At 66.6% G+C, this 19,075-nt stretch carries 13 protein-coding genes and 1 riboswitch; all 13 genes read left to right on the top strand.

Translation table 11 applies throughout. The annotated features are described in order from the left end of the window. Positions 1-206: 206 nt before the first annotated feature. The 13 genes from BI327_RS43595 (at position 207) to uca (ending at position 18,709) form a co-directional block, all read left to right on the top strand. Positions 207-5,318: a beta strand repeat-containing protein gene (locus tag BI327_RS43595; RefSeq protein ID WP_076865066.1), complete on the top strand. Its 5,112-nt coding sequence runs from the start codon at positions 207-209 to the stop codon at positions 5,316-5,318. Next, positions 5,315-5,890: an invasion associated locus B family protein gene (locus BI327_RS31025; RefSeq protein WP_083742273.1), complete on the top strand. Its 576-nt coding sequence runs from the start codon at positions 5,315-5,317 to the stop codon at positions 5,888-5,890. Before BI327_RS43595 ends, BI327_RS31025 begins: the two co-directional genes overlap by 4 nt. Before the next feature lie 79 nt (positions 5,891-5,969). Continuing rightward, positions 5,970-6,641 carry a hypothetical protein gene (locus BI327_RS31020; RefSeq protein WP_143271716.1) on the top strand — a complete coding sequence of 224 codons (672 nt, stop codon included), beginning with the start codon at positions 5,970-5,972 and terminating at the stop codon, positions 6,639-6,641. Between the two features lie 175 nt (positions 6,642-6,816). Then, a complete protein-coding gene (locus BI327_RS31015) occupies positions 6,817-7,689 on the top strand; it encodes an AraC family transcriptional regulator (RefSeq protein WP_076865064.1) in 873 nt (290 codons plus the stop codon). Positions 7,690-7,806: 117 nt separating this feature from the next. Then, positions 7,807-9,003: a CaiB/BaiF CoA transferase family protein gene (locus tag BI327_RS31010; RefSeq protein ID WP_076865063.1), complete on the top strand. Its 1,197-nt coding sequence runs from the start codon at positions 7,807-7,809 to the stop codon at positions 9,001-9,003. A 63-nt stretch (positions 9,004-9,066) separates the two neighbouring features. Beyond that, on the top strand, positions 9,067-9,807 hold the full coding sequence (locus BI327_RS31005; protein WP_076865062.1) for an SDR family NAD(P)-dependent oxidoreductase: 741 nt from the start codon (positions 9,067-9,069) through the stop codon (positions 9,805-9,807). Between the two features lie 4 nt (positions 9,808-9,811). Continuing rightward, positions 9,812-10,456: a glutathione S-transferase family protein gene (locus BI327_RS31000; RefSeq protein ID WP_076865061.1), complete on the top strand. Its 645-nt coding sequence runs from the start codon at positions 9,812-9,814 to the stop codon at positions 10,454-10,456. 286 nt (positions 10,457-10,742) lie between these two features. Further along, a riboswitch (guanidine-I (ykkC/yxkD leader) is annotated at positions 10,743-10,853 on the top strand. A gap of 78 nt (positions 10,854-10,931) precedes the next feature. Next, a complete protein-coding gene (locus BI327_RS30990; RefSeq protein WP_076865059.1) occupies positions 10,932-12,005 on the top strand; it encodes a putative urea ABC transporter substrate-binding protein in 1,074 nt (357 codons plus the stop codon). A 32-nt stretch (positions 12,006-12,037) separates the two neighbouring features. Then, entirely contained in the window at positions 12,038-12,856 is an 819-nt protein-coding gene (locus BI327_RS30985) for an ABC transporter permease (protein ID WP_076865058.1), read from the top strand. After that, on the top strand, positions 12,853-13,686 hold the full coding sequence (locus tag BI327_RS30980; RefSeq protein ID WP_143271715.1) for an ABC transporter ATP-binding protein: 834 nt from the start codon (positions 12,853-12,855) through the stop codon (positions 13,684-13,686). The genes BI327_RS30985 and BI327_RS30980 overlap by 4 nt, the downstream gene beginning before the upstream one ends. Then, positions 13,683-14,528, top strand: a complete 846-nt coding sequence (locus BI327_RS30975) for an urea amidolyase associated protein UAAP1 (protein ID WP_076865484.1) — start codon at positions 13,683-13,685, stop codon at positions 14,526-14,528. Before BI327_RS30980 ends, BI327_RS30975 begins: the two co-directional genes overlap by 4 nt. Then, positions 14,525-15,163, top strand: coding sequence for an urea amidolyase associated protein UAAP2 (locus BI327_RS30970; RefSeq protein WP_076865057.1), 639 nt, complete (start codon positions 14,525-14,527; stop codon positions 15,161-15,163). The genes BI327_RS30975 and BI327_RS30970 overlap by 4 nt, the downstream gene beginning before the upstream one ends. A gap of 3 nt (positions 15,164-15,166) precedes the next feature. Then, positions 15,167-18,709: an urea carboxylase gene (gene uca / locus BI327_RS30965; protein ID WP_076865056.1), complete on the top strand. Its 3,543-nt coding sequence runs from the start codon at positions 15,167-15,169 to the stop codon at positions 18,707-18,709. Positions 18,710-19,075 lie beyond the last annotated feature (366 nt).

The following is a 19,075-nucleotide window of genomic DNA, read 5'->3' as shown; positions in this document are numbered from 1 at the left end:
CGGGGCAACGATGGTGGGGTGGTCGAGCAAGCGCTGGGTGGCATAGCGCGCTTGCTGAACGCTGGAGATCATCGACCAAGACCGGAAGCCGAGTGCGCATCGCGCGCTCCTGATTTCTCTACATGCGAGCCCGACGGGTCCGCATTCGGTCTGCAGCGGCGCGGTACCCCGGACGTCTGGACAAGATGTCACAAAGGGGGCGCACCATGGTTGTCGCACAGACTCCAATCGCATTGCTGAAGCGTCAAGGCCGCACCGGCTTCGTGCGGAGCTGGGTCGCGTCAGGTGACGCGGACAGCCGCTCGCTGCGGCGCCGGTTGCTGGCGGTGCTGCGACAGGCGCATCGGATGCTGGGCATGAAGCGCGACCGGCTTGGGCTCGGCTCGCTGGGTATTGCAGGCGCCGCGCTCGCAATCATGGTCGCCGGCACTTCGGCCGCGAGCGCACAGAATTACAACGCCGGAACCGGTAGCGCTGCCTCAGGCGGCGGCGCAACGGCAGTCGGCACCAATGCATCGGCGACGTCCTCGTCCGGCTCGGCGGTCGCGATGGGTGCCAACGCCAAGGCGAACGCGACCGGCCAAGGCTCTCCGATCGCGATCGGCGCTGCCTCGAATGCGAGCGGGGTCGCGCCCGCCGGCTTCAGCTTCGAGGCCATTGCGATCGGCACCGGCACGAACTCAACCGGGCCATGGTCCACCGCTGTCGGCACCACAGCCACTGCAAGCGGGACCGGCTCGAGCGCGTTCGGCACCTCCGCCAGCGCGACCGGGGATCAGTCGACCGCGATCGGAAACGGCGCGACCGCAAGCAGTGTGTACTCGATTGCCCAAGGGTACCTTGCCAGCTCGTCGGGACAATACACGGTGGCAATCGGGCGGAATGCGCAGGCGTCGGGCACCGGCGGTGCGATCGCGCTGGGCTCCAACACGGTCTCGAACAACGTCAATTCGGTTGCGATCGGCGTCAATGCCAGTGCCACCTCAGCCGGCGCCAGCGCCTTGGGCACCTTCGCCGTTGCCTCGGCCGGGAACTCTACTGCGGTCGGTGTGAGCTCCACGGCCAGTGCCAACTACGGATTTGCTGGAGGCTGGGGGTCCGTCGCGAGCGCCGTCAACGCCACCGCCATTGGCAAGCAAGCCGCCGCGTCTGGCAGCGGCTCATTCGCCGGGGGAAACCTCGCCATCGCGTCGGCCGATTTCTCCGTCGCGGTGGGCAACCAGGCGCAGGCGCAGGCTACCGGAGGCTCGGTCGCAATCGGATCGGGCGCGATCGTCAATAATGCGGCGACCAGCGGCATCGCGCTCGGCAATAATGCGGCATCCAGCGGCACTTTTTCGATCGCCACAGGCGCCGGAGCCAATGCCAGTGGTGCGAGTTCGCTCGCGTCTGGCTATCTGGCCCAAGCCACCGGCAACAATGCGACCGCGCTTGGGTCCGGCGGGACCAGCGCGGCAACGCGAGTGACCGCCTCGGGCGCGGGCTCGCTGGCTCTCGGCGGCAACGCGACCGCTGGCGCCAATGCGTCAGCGGACAATGCGATCGCGGTCGGCGGGCAGGCGGCTGCCAGCGCCACGAGCGCCATCGCCGTCGGCACCAATGCGGTGGCCAATGCCGCCAATGCGATTGCGGTCGGCACCAATTCGACGGCCACCGGCGGCCAGGCGGTCTCCATCGGTGCGAACAACGTCGCTTATGGAAATGGTGCGGTGACGATCGGCGATCCGAGCTACGCCAGCGGCACCGGCGCCTTCACCGGCGGTGCGAACAACATCGCCAACAGTGATGGCACGGCCAGCGCCACCGCCGCCAACCAGGCCAACGGTGCGGTTGCGATCGGCAACAACAACAAGGCGATCGGGCAGGGCTCGGTGGCGCTCGGCAACGGCTCCACCGCCGGTGCGGCCGGTCTTGCCGGCAATATCGCACTCGGCGACGGCGCCACGGCGGCGGCAAAATCTGGCGATGTCGCGCTCGGCTCCGGCAGCTTGACGACCGCGGCGGTCCGTACGTCCAACGCGGTGATCAACGGGATCACCTATTCGGGTTTCGCCGGCACCACGCCGGGCTCGACGGTCAGCGTCGGTGCGGTCGGCGCCGAACGCACCATCACCAACGTCGCGGCCGGGCGGATCAGCACGTCGAGCACGGACGCCATCAACGGCTCGCAGCTCTACAGCGTCGCCAACACGCTCTCGGGCCAGATCACTGCGAGTGCCCATCACGACTTCAGCGTCAACAGCATCAGCCCGGGCACCGATACCAATTACAACAACCTCGGCGCGACGGGAGCGAATGCGCTTGCAGCCGGCGTGAGTGCTGCGGCGTCCGGCACCAGCGCCGTCGCAGTTGGCAACTCCTCGGCCGCCGGCGCCGACAATGCCGTCGCCGTCGGCAACGCCTCTACTGCGTCGGCGCTCGACGCAGTAGCTTTGGGATACATCGCCAAGGCGACGGGCACTTACAGCACCGCGGTCGGCCCGAATGCGACGGCTTCAGGTGGATCCAGCACCGCGATCGGCCAGAATGCGGCGGCAGCCGACTTTCAGGCGACCGCTCTCGGTGTCAATTCGAGTGCCGGCGCTACGAATTCGCTCGCGCTTGGCGCCAATGCCAACGCCAGCAATGCGGGCGCCGTCGCGCTCGGCTTCGGGAGCGTGACCGCCGCCGCGGTCAATACGCCGAGCACGGTCATCAACGGCACCACCTACAACTTCGCCGGCACAGCGGCGAACTCGACCGTCAGCGTCGGTGCGCCGGGCGCCGAGCGCACCATCACCAATGTCGCGGCGGGCCGGATCAGCAACGCCTCGACCGACGCCATCAACGGCTCGCAGCTCTGGGCCACCAACCAGGCCGTCGACGGCCTCGCCACCACCGTCAACAACATCAATACCGGCGGCGGCATCAAATATTTCCACGCCAATTCGACGCTGGCCGATTCTTCTGCTGTTGGGACCGATTCGATTGCGGTTGGACCGGTGTCGACGGCGACCGGCGCGAACGCCATCGCCGTAGGCAACTCCTCCACCGCATCGGCACTCGACAGCGTCGCGCTCGGATTCATATCCAAGGCGACAGGCCAATACAGCACCGCGGTCGGCCCCAATGCCCAGGCCTCGGCCGACTCCAGCACGGCGATCGGCCAGAACGCGGCTACGGCGGGCTTTCAGGCGGCCGCGCTCGGTGTCAATTCGAGCGCCGGTGCCGCGAATGCGCTCGCGCTCGGCGCCAACGCCAACGCCTCGAACGCAAACGCGGTCGCGCTCGGCTTCGGCAGCGTCACCGCCGCCGCGGTCGGCACATCAGGCATCACCATCGGCACGACCAATTACGCCTTCGCCGGCACCACGCCCGGCTCGACGGTCAGCGTCGGCTCGGTCGGCAACGAGCGCACCATCACCAATGTCGCCGCAGGCCGGATCAGCAACGGCTCGACCGATGCGATCAACGGCTCGCAGCTGTTCGCCGCCACCTCGGCGATCGACAGCCTCTCGACCGTGGTCAGCAACGGCCTGACGCATTATTACGGCGTCAATGACGGCGGCACCCAGCAGGCCAACTACAACAACAACGGTGCGACCGGGACCAATTCGATGGCGGTGGGCGTTGCCGCGTCGGCAACGGCGGCGAATTCCACCGCGCTCGGCTTCAACACCCAGGCTACCGTCGCCGACGGCGTCGCGATCGGTTCGGGCTCGATCTCCAACCGCGCGGTCGCGCCGGCCTCCGGCACGATCGGCGGCACCGTCATCCCCTACAACACCACCGACCTCACGCTGCTCGGTGCGGTGTCGGTCGGCAATGCGACCAGCTATCGGCAGATCACCAACGTGGCCGACGGCACCCAGTCGACCGACGCCGTCACGGTGCGGCAGCTGACCGGTGCGTTGTCGTCGTTCGCGACCACGACCACGAAATATTTCCACGCCAATTCGACGCTCGCCGACTCGCTCGCGGTCGGCAATAATTCGGTCGCGGTGGGACCGCAGACCGTGGTCAATGGCGACAACGGCATCGGCATGGGCTTTGGCGCAACCGTGCAGCAAACCGCGCCCGGCGGCATCGCGATCGGCCAGAACTCGCTGTCCAACTTCGCCGATTCGATCGCGTTCGGAACCAACTCGGTTGCCAATGGCATCCAGTCGGTGTCGATCGGTGCGGGAGCCCAGACCTCCAACCCGACCAGCGTCGCGCTCGGTCCGAACGCCAATGCCTCGGCGCAGGCCGGCGACGTCGCGCTCGGCGCCAACTCGACCACCTCGGCGGTGGTCAAGACATCAAACACCACGATCGCCGGCACCACCTACAATTTCGCCGGCACGAATCCGACATCGACTGTCAGCGTCGGCAGCGCCGGCAATGAGCGCACCATCACCAATGTCGCCGCGGGCCAGATCAGTTCGACTTCGACGGACGCGATCAACGGCTCACAGCTGTGGGCCACCAACACCTCGCTCGCCGCTCTCTACACCACCGTCAACAACATCTCGACCGGCGGCGGCGGCGTCAAATATTTCCACGCCAATTCGACCGCGGCGGATTCGATTGCGACCGGTGCTGAGAGCGTCGCGATCGGACCGCAATCGGTCGCGAGCGGCGCCAATGCGATCTCGATGGGCAACGGCTCGGCCGCCTCGGCCGACAATTCGGTCGCGATCGGCGCCGGCGCCAAGGCAACGGCGGCCAACTCGCTGGCGCTCGGCGCCAACGCCACCACCACGGCCAATCTGAGCGATGCGGCCTATACGCCTGTCGTCGGCAAGACGGTCGCGGGCGTCGCGACCGGCGAAGTGTCGGTCGGCTCGTCCGGCGCCGAACGCCGCGTCACCAATGTCGCCGCCGGCTCGGCTGCGACCGATGCGGTCAATGTCAGCCAGCTCCAGGCGCTTGCCAACAGCTCGATCCGCTACGACAGCGACGGCTCCGGCGGCACCACCAACAAGCTGACGCTGAACAGCGGCAACGGCGCGCCGGTCACCATCAGCAACGTGGCGCCCGGCGTCCTCGGCACCGACGCGGTCAACGTCAACCAGCTCAACAGCGCGTTCCAGCAGCTCAACGGCCAGATCGGCGAGGTGCGGCAGGACGCCTGGCGTGCGGCGGCGATCGGCATGGCCGCTGCGTCGCTGCGCTATGACGACCGGCCCGGCAAGGTCAGCGCCTCGGCCGGCGGCGGCGTCTGGCGCAGCCAGGGCGCGCTCGCCTTCGGCCTCGGCTACACCAGCGAGAACGGCAAGCTGCGCACCAACGCGGCGGCGACCACCGCCGGCAGCGACTGGGGCTTCAGCGCCGGCGTGAGCCTGACGCTCAATTGACCCTGACGGCGACGAGGCGGCTGGCGTGTCTGGCTTTGGCGATCTGGCTCGGGGCGGCGGCAAGCGCCGCCGCGCAGCCAGCGCCGGCACCCGCCTACACCGTGAAGCCGTCGGACGTCGTGGTGCCGGAAGGCGAGATGCTCGGCGAGTTCAGGCGGATGATCCAGCCGTTCAAGAACTGGACCCTGATCTGCGACGAGATTCTCAAGTCGAAGCGCCGGGTCTGCAACGTCACGCAAACGATCGTCAACGCACAGGGCGCGGTCGCCTTCAACTGGTCGCTGATCGCGACCGCCGACGGCAAGCCGCTGATGGCGATGCGCATTCCCGCGGCCGCCGGCGTCGGTGCGCAGATCGAACTCGCCATGGGTGACAGTGTGGACCGCATCGTCGCGCGGACCGATCGCTGCGACGGCAATTTCTGCTTCGCCACGATCGCGATCGGCAATGTGCTCCGCCGGCACATCCGCGCGGCGACACCGTGCCGCGTGTCCTATCAGCTCCCGCAAGGGCCGGTCGTGCTGGAAGCGCCGCTCGACGGACTGTCAGGCGTGCTGGCGAAACTGAAATGAAACGGGGTCGGAGATGCGGATGTGGAATTCCGGGATCCGGCTCGAAACTGAAGCGCGAAGTGAAAAGGACGGATGGTCGATGCGGCGCACCCTTGGACTGATCTTTGTCGCGGTCGTGGTGGCCGCGCTCGGTGCCGCCGGCGTCGTGGTCTACGCCCAGCAGACGCAGCCGGTGCCGTTGCAGCCGGCCGCGCCGGCGCCAGTGAAGAAGCCCGCCGCCGCTGCGAAGCCGCAGCCGCACAAGCGTCCAGAGGCGCAGACGCCGCCTGCCGCCGCGGCATCCGTTCCGCCGCAGCAGGCCGGGCAACAGCCGACCGTGTTCGACGATCAGGCGCGGCAGGCCAACATCGTCACCTGCGCCAATCTGTTCGGCACGCTCGGCCGTGGGCTCGCGACCAATTCCAACTACACCGCGCAGTCGCAGTGGGACGCCAAGGCCGGCAATTCGCATTCGGTGCAGTCGCTGGTCGCGCTCGCACCCAACCAGCCCAGCCAGGGCAATCCTGCTCAGCAGGCCGCCGGCGTCGTGTTTGCCGCACCGGTCGGATCGTCCTGCGAGGGCAATCTGGTGCGGGTGACGCCGCGGGCGGAAAACTGCGCGACGGTTTCCGCCGAACTCGCCAAGCTGAGCGGGCAAAGCGGCGCGCTCGGTGAACTCGCGACCATCGCACTGCCGAACGGCGCGCAGGTGGTGCTGATTCCGTTCGGCAATGCCTGCGTCGCGGTGACCGCGCTGCGCGTCGCCGGGTAAACGTCGCCGTCTTCGATGGTGATACCGGTGCCCGTGATCGGGTTCGCGCCGTTGTTCCCTGCATCCGCCCGCTAACATCTTGGCGATCAGCCGACAAAGGGCTGGATTTTCGCCGTCGGATAGTCAATTCTGATTTGGAACTTACCATCCGTGCCAAACGCGGAGGAGATGTCCCATGGAGGAAGTGCGTCCGGAGCGGTTTGTCCGCCACGTCGGCGGTGAACTTGTGTCTTCCGTTATCGCCAGGTCAAAGCCGATCAGGGTCGAGCTGCTCAGCCGGACCTCCCGGCCACGGATGAACTGGCACTTCCGCCAGCCCGAGCTGACCTTGTTCTGGTTCCGCAACGGCTGCTCGCGGTTGCGGGCCACCATCAACGGCCGGCCGGTCGAGCATGAGTTCTCCGAAGCGGCAAACCTCGCGCTGTTTCCGGCCGGCACCGAGATCCAGGGCGAATGGTCAGTCGGGCCCGCGTTCGACTATGTTGTCGTGTTCCTCGATCCAACGTTCGTGCAGAGCCGCCTCAACGGTTTGATCGAACGGCCGGCGATTGCGTTCGGGCATGCCCAGCTTTGCCGCGGGCTCGCCGAACTCAGCGAGGAGGCCGCGACGCCCGACAATCTGTTCGACCTGTTTGCCGAGGGCTGGGCCAGCCAGGCGCTGGCGCATCTGGCGCGGCTGTCGCGCGGCGCGGAGCCGGTGAAGCCAGTGAGCCGCGGCGGATTGCCGGCGCTCAAGCTGCGGAGGATCGAGGAGTTCGTCCGCGCGAATCTCGGCGAGACGATTTCGCTGTCGGCGCTGTCGGATGTCGCCGGCCTGAGCAAGCGGCATTTCCTGCGCGCCTTCCAGGAAAGCACCGGTACGAGCCCGCATCGCTATGTGCTCGGCCTGCGCATCGAAGCGGCCAAGCGAAGCCTCGGCGAGACCGACGAGAGCCTGACGAGCATTGCGCTGGCGTCGGGCTTCAGCCACGCCCAGCATTTCTCCTCGGCGTTCCGGCAGGCAACAGGCGTCAGCCCATCTGTGTTCCGGCAGCAGCGCCGGGCCTGAGTTTCGGCGCTTTTCCGCAAGTCGCGGCGATTTCCCGCAAGCGCCGATGGCTGCACCGTCGTAAGCCGGTTGCGCTCGGGGATTGGTAGCGTCCGCGCATCGGAGAAGGAAACAAGCATGGCTGGGCCATTGGCGGGAGTTCGCGTACTCGATCTGACCGGGGTCGTCTCAGGCCCGTTCGCGACGATGTTTCTGGCCGACCAGGGCGCGGATGTTCTGAAGGTCGAGCCGATCGGCGGTGACATCACCCGCCGCAGCCGGGCCAATGTCGACAAGACCGGCGAGTTCTCGGCCTTGTTCATCTCGTCGAACCGCGGCAAGCGCTCGCTCTCGATCGACATGAAGACCGATGCCGGCCGCGACGTGCTGGGCAAGCTGGTTCGAGAGGCCGACGTGCTGGTGCAGAATTTCCGGCCCGGCACGATGGAACGTCTCGGGCTCGGTCCGGACGAGGTGCGCAAGAACAATCCGCGGCTGATCTATGTCTCGATCAGCGGCGTCGGCGAGGACGGACCTTATGCCAAGAAGCGGGTCTATGACCCCATCGTGCAGGCGTTGTCGGGCTTCTGCGACGTGCAGGCGCAGCCGGTCACCAACCGCCCGCAGATGATCCGGACCATCGTCGCCGACAAGACGACGGCGGTCTATGCCGCGCAGGCGATCACGGCGGCGCTGTATGCCCGCGAGAAATCCGGCCGCGGCCAGCACATCCAGGTGGCGATGCTCGACGCGATGATCGCCTATCTGTGGCCGGAGAGCATGATGCAATACACCGTGGTCGGCCGGGAACAGACCGCGTCGGATCCGAACGATCGTCCCGATCTCGTGTTCCAGACCTCGGACGGCTACCTCACCTGCGGCACGATCTCCGATTCCGAATGGCAGGGTTTCTGCAAGGCGACCGGCGATCCGGAGCTTGCTGCGGACGAGCGTTTTGCGACGCCGGCCTCACGCTCGGTCAATGCAACCGCGCGCATCAAGAAGATGCAGGACTATATCGGCAGGCACACCACCGCCGAATGGCTGGCGCGGCTCGACGCGGCTGACGTGCCGTGTGCGCCGATCCTGCGGCGCGGCGAGATCATCGCCAATGAGCAGGTGGTGGCCCGCGGGCTGATCGCCGAGCTGGAGCAGCCCGGGGTCGGCACCGTGCGGCAGCCGAAGCCCGCGGCGCGCTTCGAGGTCGACACTGCGGCGATCGGCGGCCCGGCGCCGCGCATCGGCCAGCATACGCGGCAGGTGCTGCGCGATCTCGGCTACGGCGAGGGCGACATCGAAGCGATGATCGCGCAGAAGGCCGTGCGCGCGGTCTGAACGGCCGCGCCGCGCAACGTCACGATTGTCGAACTGAAAACCGCCGTCGGTGGGAGATGTCCTATGGCCGAGATGAACAAGACTGCCTTGCTGGTTGGCGCGGGCGATGCGATCGGCGCCGCGGTCGCGCGGCGGTTCTCGGCCGGCGGCTACTCCGTCTGCATCGCGCGGCGCGATCCGGCGAAATCCGGCGCCCTGGTCGAGGAGCTGACCCGCGCCGGACGCAAGGTGCACGCATTCGCGGTCGATGCGCGGCGCGAGACCGAAGTGCAGGAGCTGTGCGAGCGGGTCGAGCGCGAGGTCGGACCGATCGAGGTCTGCCTGTTCAATGCGGGCTCGAACGTCAAGAAGGACCTGCACGAGACCAGCGAAAAACTGTTCTTCAAGGCCTGGGAGCTCGCCTGCATGGCCGGCTTCCTGGTCGGACGCGAGGCGACGCGACACATGCTGCGGCATGGAAGCGGCACCATGCTGTTCACCGGTGCGACTGCGAGCGTGCGGGGCGGCAGCGGCTTTGCCGCCTTTGCATCCGCGAAGTTCGGCCTGCGGGCGGTCGCCCAGGCGATGGCGCGCGAATTGGGACCGAAGAACATCCATGTCGCCCATCTCCTGATCGATGCCGGTGTCGACAGCCCGGCCATTCACCAGCGGATGGCCGACAGGGGTATCGACGCGTCGGAGATCGCGCCGGATTCCCTGACGAAGACATCCTCGATCGCCGAGGCCTATTGGTTCGTGCATCAGCAGAGCCGCGACGGCTGGAGTCATGAACTCGATCTGCGGCCGTCGGTCGAGAAATGGTGATGCCATGCCGGAGACTTTGACGCTGTGGGGCGTGGGGACATCGCGGACGATCCGGGCCCATTGGGCGCTGCACGAACTCGGACTGGACTATCGCTGCAGGCCGATCCTGCCGCGCTCGGGCGAGACCAAGACACCTGAATACACCGAACTGAACCCGCGCCAGAAGATACCGCTGCTGCAGGATGGCGACTTCACCATCGGGGAGAGCGCCGCGATCGTCGCCTATCTGGCGCGCACCTACTCCAATCCCGATGTCTCGCTGGTGCCGGTTGCAGCGCGCGATTTCGCGCGGTGGCTGGAATGGTGCTTCTTCATCGTGGCTGAGCTGGACTCGACCAGCCTCTACGTGATGCGCCGCCACGGCCTCCAGGGCCTCGCGCACATCTACGGCCATGCGCCCGACGTGGTCGGCAAGGCCGCGGAGTATTTCCGCCAGCAGCTCAGGCACGTCGAAGTCGCGCTGTCGGATGGCCGCAAATATCTGATGGGTGATCAGTTCACCAGCGCGGACATCCTGCTGACGACCTGCCTGGTGTGGGCGATCGATTACGGGGTCGGCGTCTGCGACGTCGCGACGCCCTATCTCGACCGTGTCACCGCACGGCCGGCTTACAAGGAAAGCCTCGCGGTCAACACCGTGACGACTTAACCGGTGCTACGGCCTCCTTGCTCCGCCGACATCGCATGTCGGCGTCTGGCCGTAACGGCCGTGCAGCCCGCGCCAAAGGCCGGCGCACAGGACACTCAAGAGCTTGCGCATCGAACATCCCCCTCGACGTCATCCTGCTGACGACGTCGGCGAAATGACAGAGCCATTTGTGGGCAGGCCTGCGCAGTTTTTGAGCAAAGCGCCTTTGCCGTCGAACGACGCGCGGTCAAAAATCCTATGAGATTCAAACGCCGGTGCCGTGGCACGCCTCGTGCATCAAAGGCGCTGAGTTGGCCGCTAGGGTTCCGATCTTGCCGCGCAAGATGCTGGTCCGAGAGCAGCCGCTTGCGGGGGAGACATCCCCGCAGGTGCACGGCGGGATAAAAGCCCGGGAGACCTCGTCAGCCAAGGGATTGGCGGAGCGATGGTCTTTTCGCCAGTCCCTTTTTGTGAAGTTTCGCAAGAGGGATCGGCAATGAACAAGTTCTCTTTATTCCTTCGCTCTGTTGTCATCGGCTGTGCGGTCGTGCTCGCGGCCGCACCTGCGGCCGACGCCGCGCCGAAGAAGAGCTTCAAGGTCGCCTGGTCGATCTATGTCGGGTGGATGCCGTGGGGCTATGCGGCCGACACCGGCATCGTCAAGAAGTGGGCCGACAAATACGGCATCGCGATCGAGGTCAAGCAGTTCAACGACTACGTCGAATCGATCAACCAGTACACCGCCGGCGGCTATGATGCCGTCACCATCACCAACATGGACGCGCTCTCGATTCCCGCCGCCGGCGGCGTCGACACCACAGCGGTCGTGATGGGTGACTTCTCCAACGGCAACGACGCCGTGATCCTGAAGAACAAGGCCGATCTCGCCGCGATCAAGGGGCAGACGGTCAATCTGGTCGAATTCTCCGTGTCGCATTATCTGCTGGCGCGGGCGCTCGAGACCTCCAAGCTGAGCGAGAAGGACGTCAAGGTCGTCAACACGTCGGATGCCGATATCGCGGCCGCCTACAAGACATCAGACGTCAATGCGGTCGTGACCTGGAATCCGATCGTGACGGAAATCCTCGGTTCGCCCGACGCCAGGAAGGTGTTCGACTCCTCGCAGATCCCCGGCGAGATCATGGACCTGATGGTGGTGAACACCGCGGTCGCCAAGGACAATCCGGATTTCGCCAAGGCGCTGGTCGGCATCTGGTACGAGACGCTGTCGAAAATGACGGCGAACGATCCTGCTGCCAAGGTTGCAAAAGAAGCGATGGCCAAGGCCTCCGGCACCGATCTCGCCGGCTTCGACAGCCAGCTCTCGACCACAAAACTGTTCGACAAGGCAACCGACGCCGAAGCGTTTACGCGCAGCAAGACGGTCGGGGCGACGATGGATCGGGTGCGCAAATTCCTGTTCGAGAAGGACCTGCTCGGCAAGGGCGCGAAATCGGCCGACGCCGTCGGCATCGAGCTCGCCGACAAGTCGGTGCTGGGCGACAAGGCGAACGTCAAGCTGCGCTTCGACCCGACCTACATGGACGAAGCCGCCAAAGGCAAGCTCTGACCGCAGCACGACGCCTCACGCAGGAGCCGACGATGCGACTTGTGAACATACGGCCGGGACGGCAGACGCGATTCTATCTGCTCGCGCTGCCGTTCCTCTTGGTCGCAATCGCCTATTTCGTCGGCTCCGGCGCACGGCTCGCGCAAAACCCGAACGACAAGCTGCTGCCGGCGCTGCCGAGCATGGTGCAGGCGGTCAAGCAGATGGCGTTCGAGGTCGACCCGCGCACCGGCGGCTATCTGATGGCCTCCGACACCGTCGCCAGCCTGGGACGGCTGGGGTCGGCGCTGGCGATTTCGACGGTGGCCGCGCTGGTGCTCGGCATCGTGATCGGGCTGCTGCCGGGCGCCAATGCACTGCTCGGGCCCTTTGTCTCAGTGACCTCGATGGTGCCGCCGCTGGCACTGTTGCCGATCCTGTTCATCGTGATGGGGCTCGGGGAGAATTCGAAGATCGCGCTGATCGTGATCGGGACGCTGCCCTGCATGATCCGCGATCTCGCCATGAAGGTGCAGGAACTGCCGCGTGAGCAGATCGTCAAGGCGCAGACGCTCGGCGCCTCGACCTGGCAGATCGCGCTGCGTATCGCGATGCCGCAAACCCTGCCGCGGCTGATCGACGTGCTGCGGCTGCAGCTCGGGCCCGCATGGCTGTTCCTGATCGCGGCCGAGGCGATCGCCTCCGATTCCGGGCTCGGTTACCGGATCTTCCTGGTGCGCCGCTATCTCGCGATGGACGTCATCATTCCCTACGTCGCCTGGATCACGCTGCTGGCGTTCCTGATCGATGTCGGCCTGCGCGTCCTGCAACGCAAGGCGTTTCCCTGGTTTGCCTCGGTGAGGGCGGAATGAGCGCGATCCGTTTCGACGACGTGTGGAAGGAATATGGCGACCACATCGTGCTGGAGCGCATCACGATGGAGGTCGAGCCGCGCGCCTTCATCGCGCTGGTCGGCCCGTCCGGCTGCGGCAAGACCACGCTGCTCCGCATGCTGCTCGGCGAGGAGCAGCCGACGCGCGGCCAAATCCTGGTCGACGGCAAGCCGCTGCCCGGCGAGCCGGACGCCGATCGCGGCGTGGTGTTTCAGCGCTACTCGGTGTTTCCGCATCTGACTGTGCTGCAAAACGTGATGCTCGGCCGCGAGCTGCGCGACGCCAGATTCACCGGCCGCCTGTTCGGCGCCGCGCGGCGCGCCGCCGCCGATGAGGCGATGAAGCTGCTCGCGGAGGTCGGGCTCGCCGGTCAGGAGAGCAAATATCCATCCGCGCTATCAGGCGGCATGCAGCAGCGCCTCGCGCTGGCGCAGGCGATCATGCGCGGCCCGAAAATCCTGCTGCTCGACGAGCCGTTCGGCGCGCTCGATCCGGGTATCCGCGCCGACATCCATCTGTTGATGAAGCGGCTCTGGAACGAGACCCATCTCACGGTCGTAATGGTGACGCATGACCTCAGCGAGGCCTTCGGGCTCGCGACGCGCGTGATCGCGCTGGAACGTCAGCGCAACCGGCCCGAGGAGCGTGAGCGCTACGGCGCCACCATATCGCGCGACCTCGAGATTTTTCCGCGCCGCAGCGCCGAGCTGCGGTCGCCAGTTCAACCGGCTCCGATCGGGACGACCCGGTCAGGCAAGGAGCATCAGCCGGGACGGCCCGGCGCTCTCGTCTTGAAGGAGCAACCATGATCCTCACAGAGGAACAGAAGGCCGAGGTCGCGGCGCATACCCGACGCTACAATGAGCTGAAGGCCGCCGGGCTGGAGCACGCGCCGCGGGCGCTGCCGTCGCCGACCGCGCGCGACGCCGCGCCGATTTCTGCCGATGCGATCATTCATCGCGAGGTGATTCCGGCCGGCTGGTACTGGACCACGCGGCTGAACCGCGGCGATACGCTGCGCATCGTCAACACATCAGGGGCCTCCACGGTCAGCCTGCTCGCCTGGAACAGCGCCGACACCGCCGAGCGGCTCAACCACGCCGACACCATCAAGGTGCAGTGGGCGGCGCGGCTGCAAAAGGGCCGCGTGCTGCTGTCGGACATGGGGCGCGCGCTGCTCGCCATCACCGAGGACACCAGCGCCGCGCATGACGCCGTGGTCGGCGGCTCGACCGCGGCGACCAACCGGGCGAACTACGGCGACGGTAGTCTCCGCAACACGCGTGAGAACTTCATTCTTGCCGCGGCCAAGCTCGGGCTCGATCGCCGCGACGTGCATCCCTGCGTCGGCTTCTTTGCACCGGTTGCGATCGATTCGGACGGAAGGTTCGTCTGGTGCGGGCAACGCCGCGCACAAGGCGACTTCGTTGACCTGCGGGCCGAGATGGATTTGCTGGTCGCGCTGTCGAACTGTCCGCATCCGCTCGATCCCGCGGAGACCTACCCGCAGGCCGACGTAGAGATCGTGCGTTATCGCGCAGACACGCCTGCCGCGGATGATCTGTGCCGCACCGCGACCGCGGAAGCGATCCGCGCCTTCGAGAACAACGCGCTGTATTTCGGCGAGATCAGCGAAGGAGCGGTGCAATGACCACGCAATCCGTTCAGGCCCGCGGCCGTATCGTCCTCGACGTCGAAATTCCCGCGCGCCAGCCATGGTCCGCGATCATCCGCAAAGGGCAGACGCTGCGGATCACGGACACCCACGGCCAGCAGGCGGTCGATACGCTGTTCTATTGTGCCGGTGATCTCGGCGAGCGTTACAGCGGCCAGGATACGCTGCACGCGCAGGGCTCGGCCTATGTCGGGCTCGGCACCAGGATCATGTCCAATGAAGGCCGCGTGATGCTGCGCGTCACCGCCGACAGCTGCGGCCTGCACGACACCTCGGCGGGCGCCTGCTCCTGCGAGAGCAACACGGTGCGGTTCGGGCACCAGACCCGCTACCAGCACGCCTGCCGCGAGAACTTTGTGATCGAAGCCGCGAAATACGGGCTGTCGAAGCGCGACATCGTGCCGAACCTCAACTTCTTCATGAACGTGCCTATCGATCCCGCCGGCAATTTCACCGTGGTTGACGGCGTCTCCAGGCCTGGCGACGCGATCGAGCTGGTCGCCGAGATGGACGTGCTCTGCCTGATCTCGAACTGCCCGCAGATCAACAATCCCTGCAACGGCTTCTTCCCGACGCCGGTACAGGTCGCGATCTTCGAGCCGGAGGCGTGAGGCATGTTCAGAAAGGTCCTGATTGCCAACCGCGGCGAGATCGCCGGGCGGATCGGCCGAACATTGCGGCGCATGGGCATCTCTTCGGTGGCAGTCTATTCCGATGCCGACCGCTTCACCCGGCCGGTGCTGGAGGCCGACGAGGCGCTGCGCATCGGCCCTGCGGCCGCCGCCGAGAGCTACCTCAACGTCGATGCGATCATGGCGGCGTGCCTTGCGACCGGCGCAGAGGCCGTGCATCCCGGCTATGGCTTCCTGTCGGAGAACCGCCGCTTTGCCGAGCGGCTCGCTGAGCACGGCATCAGGTTCATCGGGCCGCGGCCGGAGCATCTCGACGCCTTCGGCCTCAAGCACAAGGCGCGTGAGATCGCCGAGCGGAGCGGCGTGCCGCTGCTGCCGGGCTCCGGCCTGCTGGAGACCATCGACGAGGCGGTGCGACAGGCCGAGATGATCGGCTTTCCGGTGATGCTGAAGAGCACGGCGGGCGGCGGCGGCATCGGCATGCAGCTCTGCCACGACATGGCGACGCTGCGCGAACGCTTTGAATCGGTGCAGCGCACGGCGCGGGCGAGCTTCGGCGATGCCCGGGTGTATCTCGAACGGTTCGTCGCCCGGGCCCGCCACATCGAGGTGCAGATCTTCGGTGACGGCAAGGGCGACGTGGTTGCGCTCGGCGAACGCGACTGCTCGCTGCAGCGGCGCAACCAGAAAGTCTTCGAGGAGACGCCCGCGCCGGGACTCACTGCCGACATCAGGCAGCGGCTGCATACGGCCGCCGTGTCGCTCGGTAAGGCGGTGGCTTACGAATCCGCAGGGACGGTAGAGTTCATCTACGACGTCGAGCGCGAGGACTTTTATTTCCTTGAGGTCAACACCCGCCTCCAGGTCGAGCATCCCGTCACCGAGCAGGTCACCGGCGTCGACCTCGTCGAATGGATGATCCGGCAGGCGGCCGGCGAGGACGTGCTGGGCGCTGCGGGCGCGCTCACGCCAAAGGGTGCAGCGATCGAGGTGCGGCTCTATGCCGAGAATCCCGGCGCCGGCTTTCGCCCGAGCGCGGGCCGGCTGACGCAGGTCAGCTTTTCGCCGGACGCGCGGATCGATGGCTGGATCGAGACCGGCACCGAGGTGTCGCCGTTCTACGATCCGATGCTGGCCAAGATCATCGTGTCGGCCGAGACACGCGACGTCGCGATCGCGCGGCTGTCCAAGGCGCTGGATGAGACGGTCGTCGCGGGCATCGAGACCAATCTCGATTATCTGCGTGCGATCGCGGCGTCGGACGTGTTCCGGAGCGGGCAGGTCGCAACCAGCGTGCTTGGCGCGTTCGGCTATCGCCCCCGCACCATCGATGTCGTCGCGCCGGGCGCCCAGAGCGGCGTGCAGGAATTGCCCGGCCGTCTGCACCTCTGGCATGTCGGCGTGCCGCCAAGCGGCCCGATGGACGAACGGTCGTTCCGCCTTGCCAACCGCGTGGTCGGAAATCCCGAAGTAACAACCGCGCTGGAACTGACGGTCAACGGGCCGACCTTGCGCTTCAACACCGATGCGATCGTCGCGCTCGTGGGCGCGCAGATGAAGGCGTCGCTCGACGGCGACGAGATCAGGTATGACGAACCGGTCGCGGTGCGGGCAGGACAGACGCTCGCCATCGGCAGCATCAAGGGCCCCGGCCAGCGCACCTATCTTGCGGTGCGCGGCGGTTTCGACGTGCCGGAGATCCTCGGCTCGCGCGCGGTGTTCGCGCTCGGCGCCTTCGGCGGCCATGCGACGGGTTCGCTGAAGGCGGGCGACGTGCTGCATATCGGTTCTGAACGACCCGACCTTACCGCGCCGCGGCGCGCCACCGAGGACGAGCGCGCGCCGCTCACCTCGGCGTGGCAGATCGGCGTGGTCTATGGCCCGCATGGCGCGCCGGATTTCTTCCTCGATGAGGACATCGAGACGCTGTTCGCCTCGAGCTATGAGGTGCATTTCAACAGCGCGCGCACCGGCGTGCGGCTGATCGGGCCGAAGCCGCGTTGGGCGCGGAGCGACGGCGGCGAGGCCGGGCTGCATCCGTCCAACATCCATGACAACGCCTATGCGGTCGGCTCGATCGACTTCACCGGCGACATGCCGATCATTCTCGGGCCCGACGGGCCGAGCCTCGGCGGCTTCGTCTGTCCGGCGGTGGTCGCGCGCGACGAGCTCTGGAAAGTCGGCCAGCTCCGGCCCGGCGACACCGTCCGCTTCGTGCCGGTGACGCGCGACGATCCGGTTGCCGGGCCCACGGTGCTGAAGGCGCCGGAACTCGGCTCGGCGGTTGTCGGACGGCATGACGATGGCCCGATCCCGGTGGTCTATCGCCGCGCCGGCGACGACAACCTCCTGGTCGAATATGGCCCGATGGAGCTCGATATCGCGCTGCGGCTGCGCGTGCATGTGCTGGCGCAGGCGCTGGAGGAGGCGAAGCTCGGCGGCCTGATCGATCTGACGCCGGGCATCCGCTCGTTGCAGATTCATTATGACGGGACCGCGCTGTCGCGCGGCAAGCTACTCGACGTGCTGCGCAGGATCGAACGCGAATTGCCTGATGTCGACGCAATGCGGGTGCCGAGCCGCACCGTGCATCTGCCGCTGTCCTGGCGCGATCCGCAGGCCGAATTGGCGATGCGCAAATATCAGGAGCTGGTGCGATCAGATGCCCCGTGGTGTCCGTCGAATGTCGCGTTCATCCGGCGCATCAACGGGCTCGGCAGCGAGGACGATGTCCGCCGCATCGTGTTCGATGCCGACTACTTCGTGCTCGGCCTCGGCGACGTCTATCTCGGTGCGCCGGTGGCAACCCCGCTCGATCCGCGGCACCGGCTGGTGACCACGAAGTACAACCCGGCACGGACCTGGACGCCGGAGAACGCGGTCGGGATCGGCGGCGCCTATATGTGCATCTACGGCATGGAAGGGCCGGGCGGCTACCAGCTGTTCGGCCGTACCATCCAGGTCTGGAACAGCTGGCGCACCACGCCCGTCTTCAAGCCCGGCCATCCCTGGCTGCTGCGGTTCTTCGACAAGATCCGCTTCTTCCCGGTCGATGCCGACGAGCTCTTGGACGCACGCGCCGCGTTCCCGCACGGGCAATACGACATCAGGATCGACGAGGGCGAGTTCTCCTATGCCGACTATGCGAAGACATTGGCGGCGGCGCAGCCGTCGATCGCCGCGTTCAAGGCGACGCAGCAGGCGGCGTTCGATGCCGAGCGTCAGCGTTGGCGCGAGATGAAGCTCGACGAGGCACCGGCGGAGACGCTCGACGCGGGCGCCGTCACGACTGGCATTCCCGATGGCCAGATCGGGGCGTTCTCCGAAGTGCCCGGTAACATCTGGAAGATCCTGGTCGAGGAGGGCGCTGCGGTCGCAGCCGGCGATGTACTTGCGATCATCGAATCCATGAAGATGGAGATCTCTGTGCTCGCGCCTGCGGCGGGCCGCATCGCGTCGGTGCCGGTCAAGCCCGGCCAGACGCTGCGCGCCGGGGATGTCGTGGCGTTGCTCCGGCCGGGGTAGCCCGGCGGTGGTTGTGCGCGGTTGCTTCTATCCACGGCCGCACGCGGCCGTTGCATCGAGCAGTCCTTCGCAGCTAATGTCGCTGGGAGCGGTTCGGTGCATGGAGAAAGTATCGTGGGCCAATTGACTGTATTCTTGAAGGCGCTGGGCGTCTCGGCAGCCTTGTTGTTCTCCAGCGTCGCTGCCAATGCGGCGCAGGCGGATCTCGGTCCGCGTACATGCAGTGACCAGCGCGAAAGGTGCGTCAGCTACCGCCACGAGTACGGACCGTTCGGGTCGGAGAGCCTCTGCGTTCACGTGTTTCATGCCTGCATGAGATCCGGCATTTGGGACCCACGAACGACATTTCCCTACGGCGGTGCGCGG

The organism is Bradyrhizobium mercantei, from assembly GCF_001982635.1.
Taxonomy (GTDB): domain Bacteria; phylum Pseudomonadota; class Alphaproteobacteria; order Rhizobiales; family Xanthobacteraceae; genus Bradyrhizobium; species Bradyrhizobium mercantei.
Note: the sequence above shows the minus strand (reverse complement) of the source record. Positions and strands in the feature narration are given on the sequence as shown.